This is a genomic window from Pseudomonas sp. NPDC089996, assembly GCF_044748405.1.
In the GTDB taxonomy this organism is placed as follows: Bacteria; Pseudomonadota; Gammaproteobacteria; order Pseudomonadales; family Pseudomonadaceae; genus Aquipseudomonas.
Window position 1 is genome coordinate 26,372 of sequence record NZ_JBIVGA010000014.1, and the last position, 14,254, is coordinate 40,625.

13 protein-coding genes and 2 pseudogenes are annotated in these 14,254 nt (G+C 64.1%); 9 read left to right on the top strand and 6 right to left on the bottom strand.

The annotated features are described in order from the left end of the window. The first annotated feature begins 13 nt into the window (after nucleotides 1–13). The 6 genes from ACIPW4_RS21825 to ACIPW4_RS21850 all read left to right on the top strand — a co-directional run bounded on the left by ACIPW4_RS21825 (nucleotide 14) and on the right by ACIPW4_RS21850 (nucleotide 6,379). Nucleotides 14–1,471 (top strand): MBOAT family protein, encoded by a 1,458-nt coding sequence (locus tag ACIPW4_RS21825; RefSeq protein ID WP_085675037.1) that lies wholly within the window; start codon nucleotides 14–16, stop codon nucleotides 1,469–1,471. Nucleotides 1,472–1,481: 10 nt separating this feature from the next. Continuing rightward, on the top strand, nucleotides 1,482–2,639 hold the full coding sequence (locus ACIPW4_RS21830) for an alginate O-acetyltransferase (protein ID WP_400661396.1): 1,158 nt from the start codon (nucleotides 1,482–1,484) through the stop codon (nucleotides 2,637–2,639). 20 nt (nucleotides 2,640–2,659) lie between these two features. Beyond that, entirely contained in the window at nucleotides 2,660–3,307 is a 648-nt protein-coding gene (locus ACIPW4_RS21835) for an alginate O-acetyltransferase AlgF (protein WP_400661397.1), read from the top strand. A 35-nt stretch (nucleotides 3,308–3,342) separates the two neighbouring features. Further along, complete coding sequence (locus ACIPW4_RS21840; RefSeq protein ID WP_400661547.1) at nucleotides 3,343–4,797, top strand: mannose-1-phosphate guanylyltransferase/mannose-6-phosphate isomerase; 1,455 nt, start codon at nucleotides 3,343–3,345, stop codon at nucleotides 4,795–4,797. 152 nt (nucleotides 4,798–4,949) lie between these two features. Next, nucleotides 4,950–5,414 carry a multidrug transporter gene (locus ACIPW4_RS21845; protein WP_400661399.1) on the top strand — a complete coding sequence of 155 codons (465 nt, stop codon included), beginning with the start codon at nucleotides 4,950–4,952 and terminating at the stop codon, nucleotides 5,412–5,414. 152 nt (nucleotides 5,415–5,566) lie between these two features. Beyond that, nucleotides 5,567–6,379 carry an SDR family oxidoreductase gene (locus tag ACIPW4_RS21850; RefSeq protein WP_400661401.1) on the top strand — a complete coding sequence of 271 codons (813 nt, stop codon included), beginning with the start codon at nucleotides 5,567–5,569 and terminating at the stop codon, nucleotides 6,377–6,379. 113 nt (nucleotides 6,380–6,492) lie between these two features. Here the strand turns inward: ACIPW4_RS21850 and ACIPW4_RS21855 are convergent, their stop codons facing one another. The 5 genes from ACIPW4_RS21855 to ACIPW4_RS21875 form a co-directional block, all read right to left on the bottom strand. Further along, nucleotides 6,493–7,287, bottom strand: a complete 795-nt coding sequence (locus ACIPW4_RS21855; RefSeq protein ID WP_400661402.1) for an SDR family NAD(P)-dependent oxidoreductase — start codon at nucleotides 7,285–7,287, stop codon at nucleotides 6,493–6,495. Between the two features lie 140 nt (nucleotides 7,288–7,427). Next, nucleotides 7,428–8,867, bottom strand: a complete 1,440-nt coding sequence (locus ACIPW4_RS21860; RefSeq protein ID WP_400661403.1) for an efflux transporter outer membrane subunit — start codon at nucleotides 8,865–8,867, stop codon at nucleotides 7,428–7,430. Then, entirely contained in the window at nucleotides 8,864–9,925 is a 1,062-nt protein-coding gene (locus ACIPW4_RS21865; protein WP_400661405.1) for an HlyD family secretion protein, read from the bottom strand. Before ACIPW4_RS21865 ends, ACIPW4_RS21860 begins: the two co-directional genes overlap by 4 nt. Before the next feature lie 27 nt (nucleotides 9,926–9,952). Next, nucleotides 9,953–11,479, bottom strand: a complete 1,527-nt coding sequence (locus ACIPW4_RS21870; RefSeq protein WP_400661407.1) for an MFS transporter — start codon at nucleotides 11,477–11,479, stop codon at nucleotides 9,953–9,955. Between the two features lie 109 nt (nucleotides 11,480–11,588). Beyond that, on the bottom strand, nucleotides 11,589–12,497 hold the full coding sequence (locus tag ACIPW4_RS21875) for a LysR family transcriptional regulator (protein ID WP_400661408.1): 909 nt from the start codon (nucleotides 12,495–12,497) through the stop codon (nucleotides 11,589–11,591). A gap of 246 nt (nucleotides 12,498–12,743) precedes the next feature. Here ACIPW4_RS21875 and ACIPW4_RS21880 point away from each other — a divergent pair, with 246 nt between their 5' ends. The 3 genes and pseudogenes from ACIPW4_RS21880 to ACIPW4_RS21890 all read left to right on the top strand — a co-directional run. Then, nucleotides 12,744–13,190 (top strand): universal stress protein, encoded by a 447-nt coding sequence (locus ACIPW4_RS21880; protein ID WP_400661409.1) that lies wholly within the window; start codon nucleotides 12,744–12,746, stop codon nucleotides 13,188–13,190. Between the two features lie 92 nt (nucleotides 13,191–13,282). Continuing rightward, nucleotides 13,283–13,609 (top strand): type II toxin-antitoxin system PrlF family antitoxin, encoded by a 327-nt coding sequence (locus ACIPW4_RS21885; RefSeq protein ID WP_400661411.1) that lies wholly within the window; start codon nucleotides 13,283–13,285, stop codon nucleotides 13,607–13,609. A 30-nt stretch (nucleotides 13,610–13,639) separates the two neighbouring features. Then, nucleotides 13,640–13,834: pseudogene (locus ACIPW4_RS21890) on the top strand (type II toxin-antitoxin system YhaV family toxin); the annotation flags it as partial. 57 nt (nucleotides 13,835–13,891) lie between these two features. On the opposite strand, the pseudogene ACIPW4_RS21895 reads toward ACIPW4_RS21890, so the two are convergent. Then, nucleotides 13,892–14,230: pseudogene (locus ACIPW4_RS21895) on the bottom strand (DUF1016 N-terminal domain-containing protein); the annotation flags it as partial. Nucleotides 14,231–14,254: the final 24 nt, after the last annotated feature.

A 14,254-nucleotide genomic window follows, 5' to 3' on the forward strand; every position in this document is an offset into this window, starting at 1 on the left:
TAGGAGAACCGGGATGGTCTTCTCGTCCAACGTGTTCCTGTTCCTGTTCTTGCCGATCTTCCTCGGCCTGTACTACTTGAGCGGGCAACGCTATCGCAACCTGCTGCTGCTGGTCGCCAGCTACATCTTCTACGCCTGGTGGCGGGTCGACTTCCTCGCCCTGTTCGCCGGCGTGACCCTGTGGAACTACTGGATCGGCCTGAAAGTCGGCGCCGCCGGCGTGCGCACCAAACCGGCCCAGCGCTGGTTGCTGCTCGGCGTCGGTGTGGACCTGGCGATCCTCGGCTACTTCAAGTACGCCAACTTCGGCGTCGACAGCCTCAACGCGATCATCAGCTCGTTTGGCCTGGAGCCATTCATCCTCACCCACGTGCTGCTGCCGATCGGTATCTCGTTCTACATCTTCGAGTCGATCAGCTACATCATCGACGTGTACCGCGGCGACACCCCGGCCACCCGCAACCTGATCGACTTCGCGGCGTTCGTGGCGATCTTCCCGCACCTTATCGCCGGCCCCGTGCTGCGCTTCAAGGACCTGGTCGACCAGTTCAACAACCGCACCCACACCCTGGACAAGTTCTCCGAAGGCTGCACCCGCTTCATGCAGGGCTTCATCAAGAAAGTGTTCATCGCCGACACCCTGGCAGTGGTCGCCGACCATTGCTTCGCCCTGCAGAACCCGACCACCGGCGACGCCTGGCTCGGCGCCCTGGCCTACACCGCGCAGCTGTACTTCGACTTCAGCGGCTACAGCGACATGGCCATCGGCCTGGGCCTGATGATGGGCTTCCGCTTCATGGAGAACTTCAAGCAGCCCTACATCAGCCAGTCGATCACCGAGTTCTGGCGGCGCTGGCACATCAGCCTGTCGACCTGGCTGCGCGACTACCTGTACATCACCTTGGGCGGCAACCGCAAAGGCACCTTCAACACCTACCGCAACCTGTTCCTGACCATGCTGCTGGGCGGCCTGTGGCACGGTGCCAACTTCACCTACATCATCTGGGGCGCCTGGCACGGCATGTGGCTGGCGATTGAGCGGGCGCTGGGCATCGACACCAACCCGCAGCGCTTCAACCCGGTCAAGTGGGCCTTCACCTTCCTGCTGGTAGTGGTCGGCTGGGTGATCTTCCGCGCCGAGAACCTGCACGTCGCCGCGCGCATGTACGGCGCCATGTTCAGCTTCGGCGAATGGCAGCTGTCGGAACTCAACCGCGCCCAACTCACCGGCCTGCAGGTAGCGACCCTGGTGATCGCCTACCTCACCCTGGCGTTCTTCGGCCTGCGCGACTTCTACCGCAACGCCAAGCCGACCGCCAAGGCCACCCCCGTGCAGGTGAATGCCGACGGCTCGATCGGCCTGGACTGGACCCGGGTGATGACCCGCGCCCTGATCCTGCTGCTGTTCGTGGCTTCGATCCTCAAGCTTTCGGCGCAGAGCTACTCGCCGTTCCTGTACTTCCAGTTCTGAGGTGGATGACATGACCCGGACATTACGCGTCACCTATTCCCTGTCGTTCCTCGGCCTGCTGGTGGGCATGGGCGCCTGGTCCACCGGTGGCTTCGACAGCTTCCACCGTACCGAGCAGATGACCCTGCTCAACGGCAAGCTGGCCAAGGCCGCCGAAACCCACTACGACGACCAGTTCCCGATCAAGCGCCTGGGCACCAACCTCTGGGCCGCGCTGGACTTCAAGCTGTTCAACGAAGGCCGTCCCGGTGTGGTGCTGGGCCGCGACCAGTGGCTGTTCAGCGACGAGGAGTTCAAGCCCACCGCCGGTGCGGATCAGTTGATGCAAGACAACCTGGCACTGATCCGCGGCGTGCGCGACACCTTGCAGAAGCATGGCAGCCAGCTGGTGCTGGCGATCATCCCGGCCAAGGCGCGGGTGTATTCCGAATACATCGGCAAGGAGCAGCCCGCCAGCCTGCATGACGACCTGTACAACCAGTTCCATGCCCAGGCGCGTCAGGCCAACGTGTTCGCCCCCGACCTGATGGCAGCGATGGAACAGGCCAAGGCCCGCGGCCAGGTGTTCCTGCGCACCGACACCCACTGGACGCCGATGGGCGCCGAAGTGGCGGCGCAGGCGCTGGCCGAAGCGGTCAGCCGCCAGAGCCTGCTCAATGGCGAGCCGCAGACCTTCATCACCGAAGCCGGCAACACCGCCCCGTACAAGGGCGACCTGACCAACTTCCTGCCTTTGGACCCGCTGTTCAGCAACCTGCTGCCGACCCCGGACAACCTGCAGCAACGCAGCACCCGTCCTGCCGAGGCCGAAGGCGATGGCGGCGACGCGCTGTTCGCCGACAACCAGATCCCGGTCGCCCTGGTGGGCACCAGCTACAGCGCCAACCCGCACTGGAACTTCCTCGGCGCGCTGCAGCAGGCGCTGCACAGCGACGTCGCCAACTACGCCGAAGACGGCCACGGCCCGCTGCTGCCGATGCTCAAGTACCTGCAGAGCGATGCCTTCAAGAACGCCGCACCACAGGTGGTGGTGTGGGAATTCCCCGAACGTTATCTGCCAATGACCAACGACCTCAGCAGCTTCGACCCGCAGTGGATCGCGCAGCTGAAGAACGCCCGTAAATCCGAAGAAAACCTGGCCTTGTCGTCCACCCGGACGAATCACTGATCGATAGAGAGGAAATGCACATGACTACCAAGACTTCCATTGCCAAAGCCCTCACCCTCGCGGCCGGCCTTTCCCTTGCCTCCATGCAGGCCTTCGCCGGTGCCGACGCCGCGCTGTATGGCCCGAGCGCGCCGAAAGGCTCGACCTTCGTGCGCCTGTACAACGCCGCCAGCGCCCCGGCTGCGGCCAGCGTCGGCAACACCCAGATCAAGCAGGTTGGCGCCCAGGCCAGCAGCGACTTCAGCTTCCTGCCAGGCGGTGACTACACCGCCCAGGTCGGCGGCAAGAGCGTGCCGGTGAAACTGGCCGCGGACAAGTACTACACCTTGGTCAACAGCAGCAGCGGCACCCCGCAGCTGATCGAAGAACCGCCGTTCAAGAACAAGCAGAAAGCCCTGGTGCGCGTGCAGAACCTCAGCGACCAGGCGGTGACCCTGAAGACCGCCGACGGCAAGACCGAAGTAGTGCCGTCGGTGGCCACCAAGGGCCGTGGCGAGCGCGAAATCAATCCGGTCAAGGTCAACCTGGCCTTGTTCGAAGGCAACAAGAAAGTCAGCGACCTGAAACCGGTCGCCCTGGAGCGTGGCGAAGCGGCCGTGCTGTACGTAACGGGTTCCGGCAGCAACTTGTCGCCGGTGTGGGTAACTCGCCCCGTGGCTAGCAACTGATCCCCCTGCCTCATAACGACTATTGGAGAAACATGATGATCCCGGTAATTCTTTCTGGTGGTAGCGGTTCCCGTCTGTGGCCTCTGTCGCGCAAGCAGTTCCCCAAGCAGTTCCTGGCGCTGACCGGTGAACACACCCTGTTCCAGCAGACCATCGAGCGCCTGCGCTTCGAGGGCATGGACACCCCGATCGTGGTCTGCAACAAGGACCACAAGTTCATCGTCCAGGAGCAGCTGGCTGCCCTGAAACTGGAAACCCAAGGCATCCTGATGGAGCCGTTCGGTCGCAACACTGCGCCGGCGGTAGCAATGACGGCCATGAAACTGGTCAATGAAGGCCGCGACGACTTGATGCTGGTGCTGCCCGCCGACCATGTGATCGATGACCAGAAGGCCCTGCAACGTGCCCTGGCCCTGGCCACCGTGGCTGCCGAGCGCGGCGAGATGGTGCTGTTCGGCGTGCCGGCGACCAAGCCGGAAACCGGCTACGGCTACATCCGCTCCAGCCAGGACGCACTGCTGCCTGAAGGCGTGGCCCGTGTCGCCCAGTTCGTCGAAAAGCCCGACGAGAAGCGCGCCGCCGAGTTCGTCGCCGCCGGCGGCTACTTCTGGAACAGCGGCATGTTCCTGTTCCGCGCCAGCCGCTTCCTCGAAGAGCTGAAGAAGCACGACGCGGACATCTACGACACCTGCGTGCTGGCCCTGGAGCGCAGCGATGAAGACGCCGATGTGCTGAGCATCGACGAAGCCACTTTCGCCTGCTGTCCGGACAACTCCATCGACTACGCCGTCATGGAAAAGACCCAGCGTGCCTGCGTGGTGCCGATGTCGGCCGGCTGGAGCGACGTGGGCTGCTGGTCGTCGCTGTGGGAAGTGCACGATAAGGACGCCGACGGCAACGTCACCAAAGGCGACGTGGTGGTACAGGACAGCCGCAACTGCATGATCCACGGCAATGGCAAGCTGGTGTCGGTGATCGGCCTGGAAAACATCGTCGTGGTCGAGACCAAGGACGCGATGATGATCGCCCACAAGGACAAGGTCCAGGGCGTCAAGCAGATGGTCAAGACCCTCGACGAACAGGGCCGCAGCGAAACCCAGAACCACCTGGAAGTGTATCGCCCGTGGGGCTCGTACGACTCGGTGGACATGGGCGGCCGCTTCCAGGTCAAGCACATCACCGTAAAGCCGGGCGCCAGCCTGTCGCTGCAGATGCACCACCACCGTGCCGAGCACTGGATCGTGGTGTCCGGCACCGCCGAGGTGACCTGTGACGAGAACGTGTTCCTGCTCACCGAGAACCAGTCCACCTACATCCCGATCGCCTCGATCCACCGCCTGCGCAACCCGGGCAAGATCCCGCTGGAGATCATCGAGGTGCAGTCGGGCAGCTACCTGGGCGAGGACGACATCGAGCGCTTCGAGGATGTGTATGGGCGTACCTCGACCCCTGTCGAGCGTGGCGTGTCGGTGAAGACCATCGCGCAATGAGTTAGGCCCGGTGGCCGCTTCCACAGGATCATGCGTTCCCCTGTGGGAGCGGCCTTGTGTCGCGAAAGGAGGGCAACGCCCTCCCGCTTTTGAGCCAATACCCATTTAAGGCTACGATGGTCAGACCTGCGCAACCAAGGTCTGCCTGCCCCATGATCATCGGTGCCTTTCTCATCCTCACCTGGCTGGTGCTGCTGTTGCGCTACCCGGCCAAGGCCTTGCCGATTTCCCTGGCCGCTGTCTGTGGCCTCGGTCTGGTCGCACTGATGGTGATCTGGCAGGACACCCGCGAAGCCTCGCAGCTGGCACGCCTGGACCTGCGCCTGACCTACGCCCCCGAACACTGCCCCGCCGACCGTGCCCTGCAAGTGCGCATGAAGAACGGCAACCAGGCACCCCTGACCGAACTGCGCTGGCGCGTGGCGGCCTATGCGCCGGGCGATACCGTGAACCTCGCAGAAAACACTTACAACGCACCGCGCTACCGTGGCCCGGGTGAACTGCAGCCGGGGGCCGAGTGGAAGGACTGCCTGCCACTGCCGCCGCTGCGCTCGGGGTACCGCCCACAGACATTGGAATTCCGTGCAGAGCATCTGCAAGGTACATTTGCCAACTAATCCAGCGCCTGTTCCGGCCCTTTCGCGGGCAAGCCCGCTCCCACAGGTACAGCGTTGCCCTCAGGCTCGGCGCGGTCCCTGTGGGAGCGGGCTCGCCCGCGAAGAGGCCGGCACAGGCTAAACAAACCCCACCTGCAAAACAGGCCTCAAACATGCCCACCGTCCTGATCACCGGTTGTTCCAGCGGCATCGGCCGCGCCCTGGCCGACGCCTTCCGCGATGCCGGCCACCACGTCTGGGCCACCGCCCGCAAAGCTGAGGATGTCGAGCGCCTGAACGCCGCCGGCTTCAACGCCCGGCAACTGGATGTGAACGACAGCGAGGCCCTGGCCCGTCTGGCCGAGGAGCTTGAAACCCTCGACATCCTGATCAACAACGCCGGCTACGGCGCCATGGGCCCGCTGCTCGATGGCGGCGTCGATGCCCTGCGCCAGCAGTTCGAGACCAACGTCTTTGCCGTAGTGGGCGTTACCCGCGCATTGTTCCCGCTGCTGCGCCGCGCACGCGGGTTGGTGGTGAACATCGGCAGTGTCTCGGGTGTGCTGGTCACGCCGTTTGCCGGGGCCTACTGCGCATCCAAGGCCGCCGTGCATGCACTGAGCGACGCCCTGCGCCTGGAGCTGGCGCCGTTCGGTATCCAGGTGATGGAAGTGCAGCCTGGGGCGATTGCCTCGCAGTTCGCCAGCAATGCCCAGCGCCAGGCTGACCAGGTGCTGGCGGCGGATTCGGCGTGGTGGCCACTGCGCGAGCATGTGCAGGCGCGGGCGCGGGCATCGCAGGACAAGCCGACATCGGCGGCGGTGTTTGCCCAAGGGGTGTTGGCAGCAGTGGGCAAGTCGCCAGCACCGGCAGTGGTGCGGTTGGGCAATGGCAGCACGGCGTTGCCGTTGATGGCCCGCCTGCTGCCGCGGCGGTTGCTGGACTGGGCCCTGCGCAAACGCTTCGGGCTGCTGCGCCCGCTTTGAGTCGTTCGTTGCCTGTACCGGCCCTTTCGCGGGCTTGCCCGCTCCCACAGGTATAGCGCTACCCCTGTGGGAGCGGGCAAGCCCGCGAAAGGGCCGGTACAGGCAGCATGAAATCAAGCGATGGAGCGCAGCACCCCGCCATCCACCCGCAACGCGGCCCCGGTAGTCGCACTGGCCTGCATGGATGCCAGGTACACCACCATGTTCGCCACCTCCTCCACTGTCGCCAGCCGCTTGATCAGCGAAGTCGGCCGGTGCTCGGCCAGGAAGTTGGCCTCCAGCTCATCGGTGGAAACACCCTGCTCCTGCGCCAGCTTGGCGAAGAAATCACCCACCCCTTCCGAACGCGTCGGCCCCGGCAGTACCGAATTCACCGTCACCCCGGTACCGGCCAAGGTCTCGGCCAACCCGCGGGACACTGCCAGCAGAGCCGTCTTGGTCATGCCGTAATGAACCATCTCGGTCGGGATCTGCAACCCCGACTCGCTGGACAGGAAGATCACCCGCCCCCACATGCGCTCGGCCATGCCCTGGGCGTAGTGGCGCGACAGGCGCACGGCGCTGAGCACGTTGACGTCGAAGAAACGCTGCCAGTCGGCATCGTCGATCTCGAAGAATGGCTTGGGCTCGAAGATGCCGAGGTTGTTGACCAGGATATCGGTGTGCGGCACCTGCTCGAACAGCTGCTGCGCACCTTCCTGCGTGCTCAGGTCGGCGGCGATGCCGATGATGCGCGCTTGCGGCAATTGCTCGCGCACGGCCTTGAGGGCCTCGTCGACACGGGCCTGGGTGCGGCCGTTGAGTACCACTTCGGCGCCCGCCGCGGCCAGGCCGATGGCGATGGCCAGGCCGATGCCGGCGGTGGAGCCGCTGACGATGGCGCGCTTGCCGTTCAAGGAAATATGCATCTGTGCCTCCTCATCTGTCTGGGAAATCGCCGGGCTGCTTCGCAGCCCTTTCGCGACACAAGGCCGCTCCTACAAGGGACCGCGATCTCCTGTAGGAGCGGCCTTGTGTCGCGAAAGGGCCGCAAAGCGGACCCAGCCTTTCATGCGTTCAGGTCGAATGCCTGCCAGCCACCGCCCAAGGCCTTGTACAGCCCCACCAGGGCCTGGGACACCGCGGCTGAACTGTCGATCCACTGCTCTTCGCTGGCCAGCAAGGCACCTTGCACGGTCAGCACGTTGAGAAAGTCCACCGCCCCTTCCACGTACTGGCGCTGGGCGGTCTCCAGGGCGATGCGGTTTTGCCGCACCGCCTCGGCCAGGTGATCGCGACGCAACTGGCTGGCGTTGTAAAGGCGTAGCACATCGTCGATTTCGTGCCAGGCGCCGAGCACCACCTTGCGGTAGTTCAGCGCCGCTTCCTGTTGCTGCGCCTCGCGCAATTCAAGGGTGCCCTTGAGCCGACCACCCTCGAAGATGGGCAGCGAAAGCTGCGGGCCAAAGGCGAAACGACGCGAATCCCAGCTGCCAAAATCAGCCAGCTGCATGGCCTGGAAGCCGACGCTGCCAGACAGACGGATGCTGGGATAGAAATCGGCCTTGGCGACACCAATGCTCGCGGTGGCAGCATGCAGGCGTGCCTCGGCCTGGCGGATGTCCGGGCGCCGCTCGGCCAGTTCGGACGGCAGGCCGATAGCGAATTGCTGCTGCGGCGCGGGCAACTCGCCGCCTTGCAGCAACTCGGCCTGCAAACTGCGCGGCGGCTCGGCAGCAAGCAGGCTGAGGGCGTTGATCAGGTCGTCGCGCCGGGCTTCAAGGCTCGGCAAGCGGGCCTCGATGGATGCCACCTGGGCGCTGGCCTGGGCCACGTCGAGACGAGTGGCGACACCTTCGGCCTGACGATCCTGCGATAGCTTCAGGCTGTGTCTGGCGACCTTGAGGTTGTCGCGGGTCACGTCCAGGGTGTGCTGCACGGCACGCAGTTGAATGTAGTTCCCAGCCGTTTCCGAGAGCAGCGCCAGCAGCACGCCACGGCGGTCGTTCTCGGCCACTGCCACGCTGGCATCGGCCGCTTCCACCTGGCGCCGTACCCGGCCCCAGAGGTCCAGTTCCCAGCCTGCGACCAGATCACCCTGCCACAGGTTGAAGGCCGATTTACCGGCGTTGCCGGAAGGGTCGCTCAGGCCTTCGGCACTGTTGCGGGCGCGGCTGTAACCGACATTGGCATCGACCGACGGTGTTTCATCGGCCGCCACCGTGCTGCGCAGGGCACGGCTTTGCAGCAGACGGGCACTGGCCATCTGCAGGTCGAGGTTGTTGTCGGCCACGCGCTGGATCAAAGCGCTCAGGCGCGCATCGTGGAAGGTTTCCCACCAGCGCAATTCCAGCGGCTCGGCCTGTGGCTGGCTCGTCGCGGCTTCACCTTGCAGCGCTGCCCATTGCTGCGGCGCCTGGCTGTCCGGGCGCTGGAAGTCCGGTCCGAGGGTGCAGCCGGCCATCAGCACGGCCAGCAGCAGCGGGCTCAAGCGTACGGCAGGTTTCATCGGGCGGTCACCTCTTTGCCGGCCAGCGTATCGCCCTGGGTGTCGATGATCGCCTCGACCGACATGCCCACGCGCAGGCGTTCGAGCAACGGTTGGCCATCATCGAAGACGATCTTCACCGGAATGCGTTGCACCACCTTGGTGAAGTTGCCGGTAGCGTTGTCCGGTTTCACCGCAGCGAAGGTCACCCCGGTAGCCGGAGCGATGCTTTCGACATGACCCTTGAGGGTTTCACCTGAGAAGGTGTCGACGCTGATGCTGACCGGCTGGCCTGGCTGCACATGGGTCAGCTGGGTTTCCTGGAAGTTGCCGACCACATAGGCATGTTGCAGCGGCACCACCGACAGCAAGCGTGCGCCCGGGTTGACGAAGGCGCCGACGCGCAGCGCCCGCTCGCCGACCATGCCGTCTACCGGCGCGGTGATGCGGGTATAGGACAGGTCCAGCTGGGCCTTCTCCAGGCCGGCTTCGGCACGCTTGAGCTGGCCATCGGCACTGGCCACCTGCGCCGTGAGGATGTCCACCTGCTTGCGGGTTGCCACCAGTGCCGCCTGGGCGTTGGCCAGCCGTGCGCGGGCCTGGTCGACCCGGCTGCGCGCCTGCTGGGCGTTCTGCACCGTGCCGGCGCCCTGCTCGGCCAGGCGGCTGTAGCGGTTGACTTCATGGTCGGCGAACGCAGCTTCAGCCTGAGCCGCCGTCACCGCCGCCTGGGCCTGGGCAATCAGTGCGGCCTGGCGCTCCAGGGTGGCGCGGGCATCGGCGCTCTGCGCCTTGGCCACCAGCAACTGGGCCTGGGCGGCATCCAGCGCGGCCTGATAGTCACGAGCATCGATGGTCGCCAGCAACTGGCCGGCCTGCACCTGCTGGTTATCTTCGACCAGTACTTCCTTGATGAAGCCGGCGACCTTGGGTGCGACCACGGTGTAGTCGGCGATCACGTAGGCATCGTTGGTGCTCTGCCGGTGGTCGCTACCGAACAGCCAGGGGCCGACGATACCGGCCAGCACGGCCACGGCGAGTATCGAGCCGATGAAAAGGGTTTTGCGGTTGTTGGTCATGTTCAGTGTCTCGAATTCATCCAGGGTTCAGGCCACCGCGCGCGGCGGATAGACCCGGGTAGGCACGAAAGGAATCAGGCAGATCAAGGCCACGGCGATGCAGGCCATGACCAGGTACAGGTCGGCCGAGGTCAGCACCAGCGCCTGGTCATGGATACGCTTGGCAAGGCCCACGGCGTTGTCGTCGATCAGCGGGGCGTTGCCCAGGCCGTCCACCAGGTGGTTGGAATGGAAGTGCCGGCGCAGGGTGCCCAAGGCATCCAGCAGGCCACCGGCAACCACTGCGGCCAGGCCTTTGACGGTGTTGAACCAGCTGGAGGCGAACGGGCCTTCCTGCGGGGTCATGCCATTGGTGGAAAGCATCAGCAACGGCAGCACGGCCATCGGCTGGCCGAACACCTGCAGCAGGTAGAAGGGATAGAAATCGCCGCGGATCCACTCGCTGGTCAGCAGGCTGCTGCCCGCGCACGACACCGCCAGCATCGCCAGGCCGATCGCCAGCACCCAGCGGCAGTCCACCGCCCGGATGTTGCACAGCGCTGCGGTCAACGGCAGGGCGATCAGCTGCGGCATGGCCACCAGCATCATCAGCGGGCTGGTCTGTGCCGGGCGGTAGCCCTGGATCTGCGCCAGGTATGCCGACGGAATGCTGCCCACGCCAGACAGCACGATCAGCACGCCGGCCAGGGTCACCAGGGCAAAGCTCAGGTTGCGCCGCTGCAGCATGCGCAGCTGGAAGAACGGCAGCGGCTCGGACCATTCGTTGTACATGAACAGCACCAGCAACATCACGCCACCGCCCAGCAGCCAGCAGATCAGCGGCGAATCTAACCAGCCCCAGCGGTCCCCCAGCGACAGGCCGAGAACGATGCAGCTGATCGCCGGCAAGCCAAGCAACACGCCGCGCCAATCGAACTGCTTGAAGCGCTCGAGGCGCAGCGGGTCTTGGGGCAAACCCCAACCCACGCAGAACATGGCCAGCGCCGAGGGCAGGATGATCTGCCAGAACGCCCACTGCCAGCCGACGTACTCGGTCCACAGGCCAGCCAGCGGTGTGCCGAGGTTGGGCCCGAAGGTGGCGGTCAGGGCGTAGCAGGCCAGGCCATAAACCTTGATGCCGGGTGGCAGGAAGCGCAGCGCCACACTCATCAGCATCGGTGGCAAGGCGCCCGAGGCGAAACCCTGCAGGACCCGCAGCAGCATCAGGCTATGCAGGTTGGGGGCGAACGGTTGCAGCAGCCCGAGCACGGCAAACAGGCCGACCGCGCTCATGGTGAAGCGGCGCAGGGAAAAGGTCGTGGCCAGCCACGGGGCGAAGGCCATGGCCGACACCGAGGCGGCGCTGTACACCGCCAGCAGCCAGGCGCCTTCGTCGGCACCAATGCCCATGGCCCCGCGGATGTCGGCAAGGGAAATCTTGGTCACCGACTCGTTGAGGCCGGCACACAGCACCGCTAGCAGCACACCGAACAGCCCGACCACCACCCGCAGGCCGAACGCCGTCTGCGCAGGCGCGGCAGCAATAGCGGCAGTGGGGGCGGACAGGGAATTCATGGGCAGACATCTCCAGCAACAAATTTGCGACTGGGGCAGTCTAAGAAGATCGAATGCTTACGAAAACTGACTTATTGGCAGTTTCAAGTTGCGCGAGACGCAATCCGGCTCAAGGGTCGACGCTGCAGCAGGCCTTCATGGTCTGCCGCAGCCACCGATGTGCAGGGTCGTTATGAAAACGGGGGTGCCAGGCCTGCAGCACCGTCACCCGTTCCAGCGGCACCGGGATCTCGAATGAACGCAACGGCAGCCCGAGCTTATGCACGCTATTAAGGATGTTGGCCGGCATCGGCAGGATCAGGTCGGATTCCGGCAGCGAAAACAGTGCAGAGTGAAAACTCGGGGTAATCAGCGCCACCCGCCGCTGTACTTTGAAATTGGCCAGCTCGACATCGATCGGCCCGTTGGCCCTGCCGCGACGGGACACGCTGATCTGTGGATAACTGGCAAAGCTGTTCGGCGTGATCGGCTGGTCGAAGATCGGATGGTCGCGTCGGGCCAGGCCCACGTAGTAGGTCTGAAACAGGCTCTGCACCTTGATCTCCGGGCCCAGGTCGACGGTCGAGCTGATGATCAGGTCGGTACGCCCATCGCGCAGCACGCTGTCGTCATCGCCACCGGGGCTTTCCGGCACGAAACGCAGCACCGTGCGGGGTGCCTGTTCATGCATGCGCCGCAGCAACTGGGCGCCATACAACGCGATGAACAGGTCATTGGTGCGAATGTTGAAGGCGCGGTCGAGCCTGGGCAGGTCGACGTCATCGGCGCTGCGGAACACCTCGCCGGCCTGCTCCACCAGCGCCGCCACCTGCTCGCGCAAGGCCAGCGCCCGTGGCGTCGGCACCAGGCCACGGCCGGCACGCACCAGGATCGGGTCACCGAGGGCATCGCGGATACGGCCCAAGGTGCGGCTCATCGCCGCCGGGCTCAGGTTCATGCGCTGCGCGGCGCCGACCACGCTGCCTTCATCGAGCAGGGCATCGAGGGCGACGAGCAGGTTCATGTCCGGGAGTTGCATGGCCGTTTTCCGTTACAGCTGTGGGGAAAGGCGATGGTAGCAGGTTGGTCGATTGCATCAGACGCAATGCGCTCGTGCGTGGCGGGGCATTTATTCACTGGCCATGTTCGGCCTTAAATGAACTTTTGGCAGGCCCGGCCCTTTCGCGGGTAAACCCGCTCCCACAGGGACCGCACAGAATTCGGATGCTGTGATGTACCCGCGAAAGGGCCGGGCCTGCAAGCACATATCAGCCAAGGATTCCGCATGCCCAGCCCCGTCCTGATCGCCATCGACGCCTCCCCCGCGTCCACTGCTCTGCTCACCCTCGCCTGCCGCTATTGCCGCCCCAACGAACACGAACTGCACGTGTTGCTGGCAATCGACTCGACCTTCGCCGTGCACGACAAGCCCGCGCCCTATACCGCCGAGGAACTGGAGGAATACCCCGCCGCCTGCGAGGAGCAACGCCTGGGTGATCGCGCCGTGGGCGAAGCCGTTCAACTCCTGCAAAAGGCCGGCTTCAGCAGCCAGGGCTGCATGGTCGCCGGGCAGCCGGTCGAGGCGATTATCGCCAAGGCGCAGGAACTGAACTGCGAGCTGATCATAATGGGCCACCGCCACTTGTCGCGGCTGGGGCGGTTGCTGGACCCATCGATCAGCGCCAAGGTGATCGATCGGGTTGAGGTGCCGGTGTTGGTGGGCGTCGCTTGAACCGTTGATCATCAGGTAATGCAATTGCATTGAACTGGTAATGCGATCGCATTACCTTGATCAGCATCGTTGTAGCTCTATGGACACCACCCATGGCTACCACATTCGAAGTCGAGTCCACGCTCACGGATCGCTACCAGACTACCGTTCCTGAAACCGTTCGCCGTGCTCTGGGTTTGAAAAAGCGTGACAAGATTCATTACTCGATTCGCCCTGACGGAGGGGTAATACTCACCCGCGCAGAGACAACCGAGGACGATCCCGTGCTAGGCCAATTTCTGAATTTTCTGGCCAACGATATCGCAACCAATCCCCAGCGGCTGCAGGTTGCCGATGCCGACCTCATCGCTCGCCTCGACAAGCTCGTGGGTGATGCAGAGGTCGACCTGGATCAACCTCTGTCGGCGCAGGATGAATGAATGATGCGAACAGGAAGCCACTTGTAATTCATGGATGGACGGTATTTGCCCACCCGCTGTTCTTCGCCAGGCTATAGGCGCTTGGCATTTGATGTGATCCCCCAGGACCCGACCAGGGTGGAGTATCGGCAGGGCTCAACGCTTGGTGGTGACCACAAGTACTGGTTCAGGGCGAAGTTCTTCCAGCAATACCGGTTGTTCTTCCGCTTCCACAGCGCCAGTCGGATCATCGTGCTGGCGTGGGTCAATGACGAATCAAGCAAACGCGCCTACGACAGCAGTGACCAGATTATGGCCCCAAGGCAATTGTCCAACAGCCTGTTGGACAATTGCCTCATCTGGCCAAGCTTCAGCAAACGCTCGCATGTACATCAGATTGGCTCGCGAAAAACCCTTCATCGCGGGAAAGGCAGTTTTCAGGTCATGAGCCAGTCGCCCTATGACCTTGGCTCCCCAACCTTGAGCTGCTTGGCGGTCGATAATATCTCGCCCAAGACGCCAATAAAGGCTTACCAGCTCCCGATTCACGGCAAGGCTGGCCTTTTGCTGGGCTTTTTGAATACGGACTTTCAGATCAGCTAGCCAAGTACTGTAACCCTGGGGCGTATCGATCAGGGCCAAAGGTTAATCGGCATGGGGGAGGCT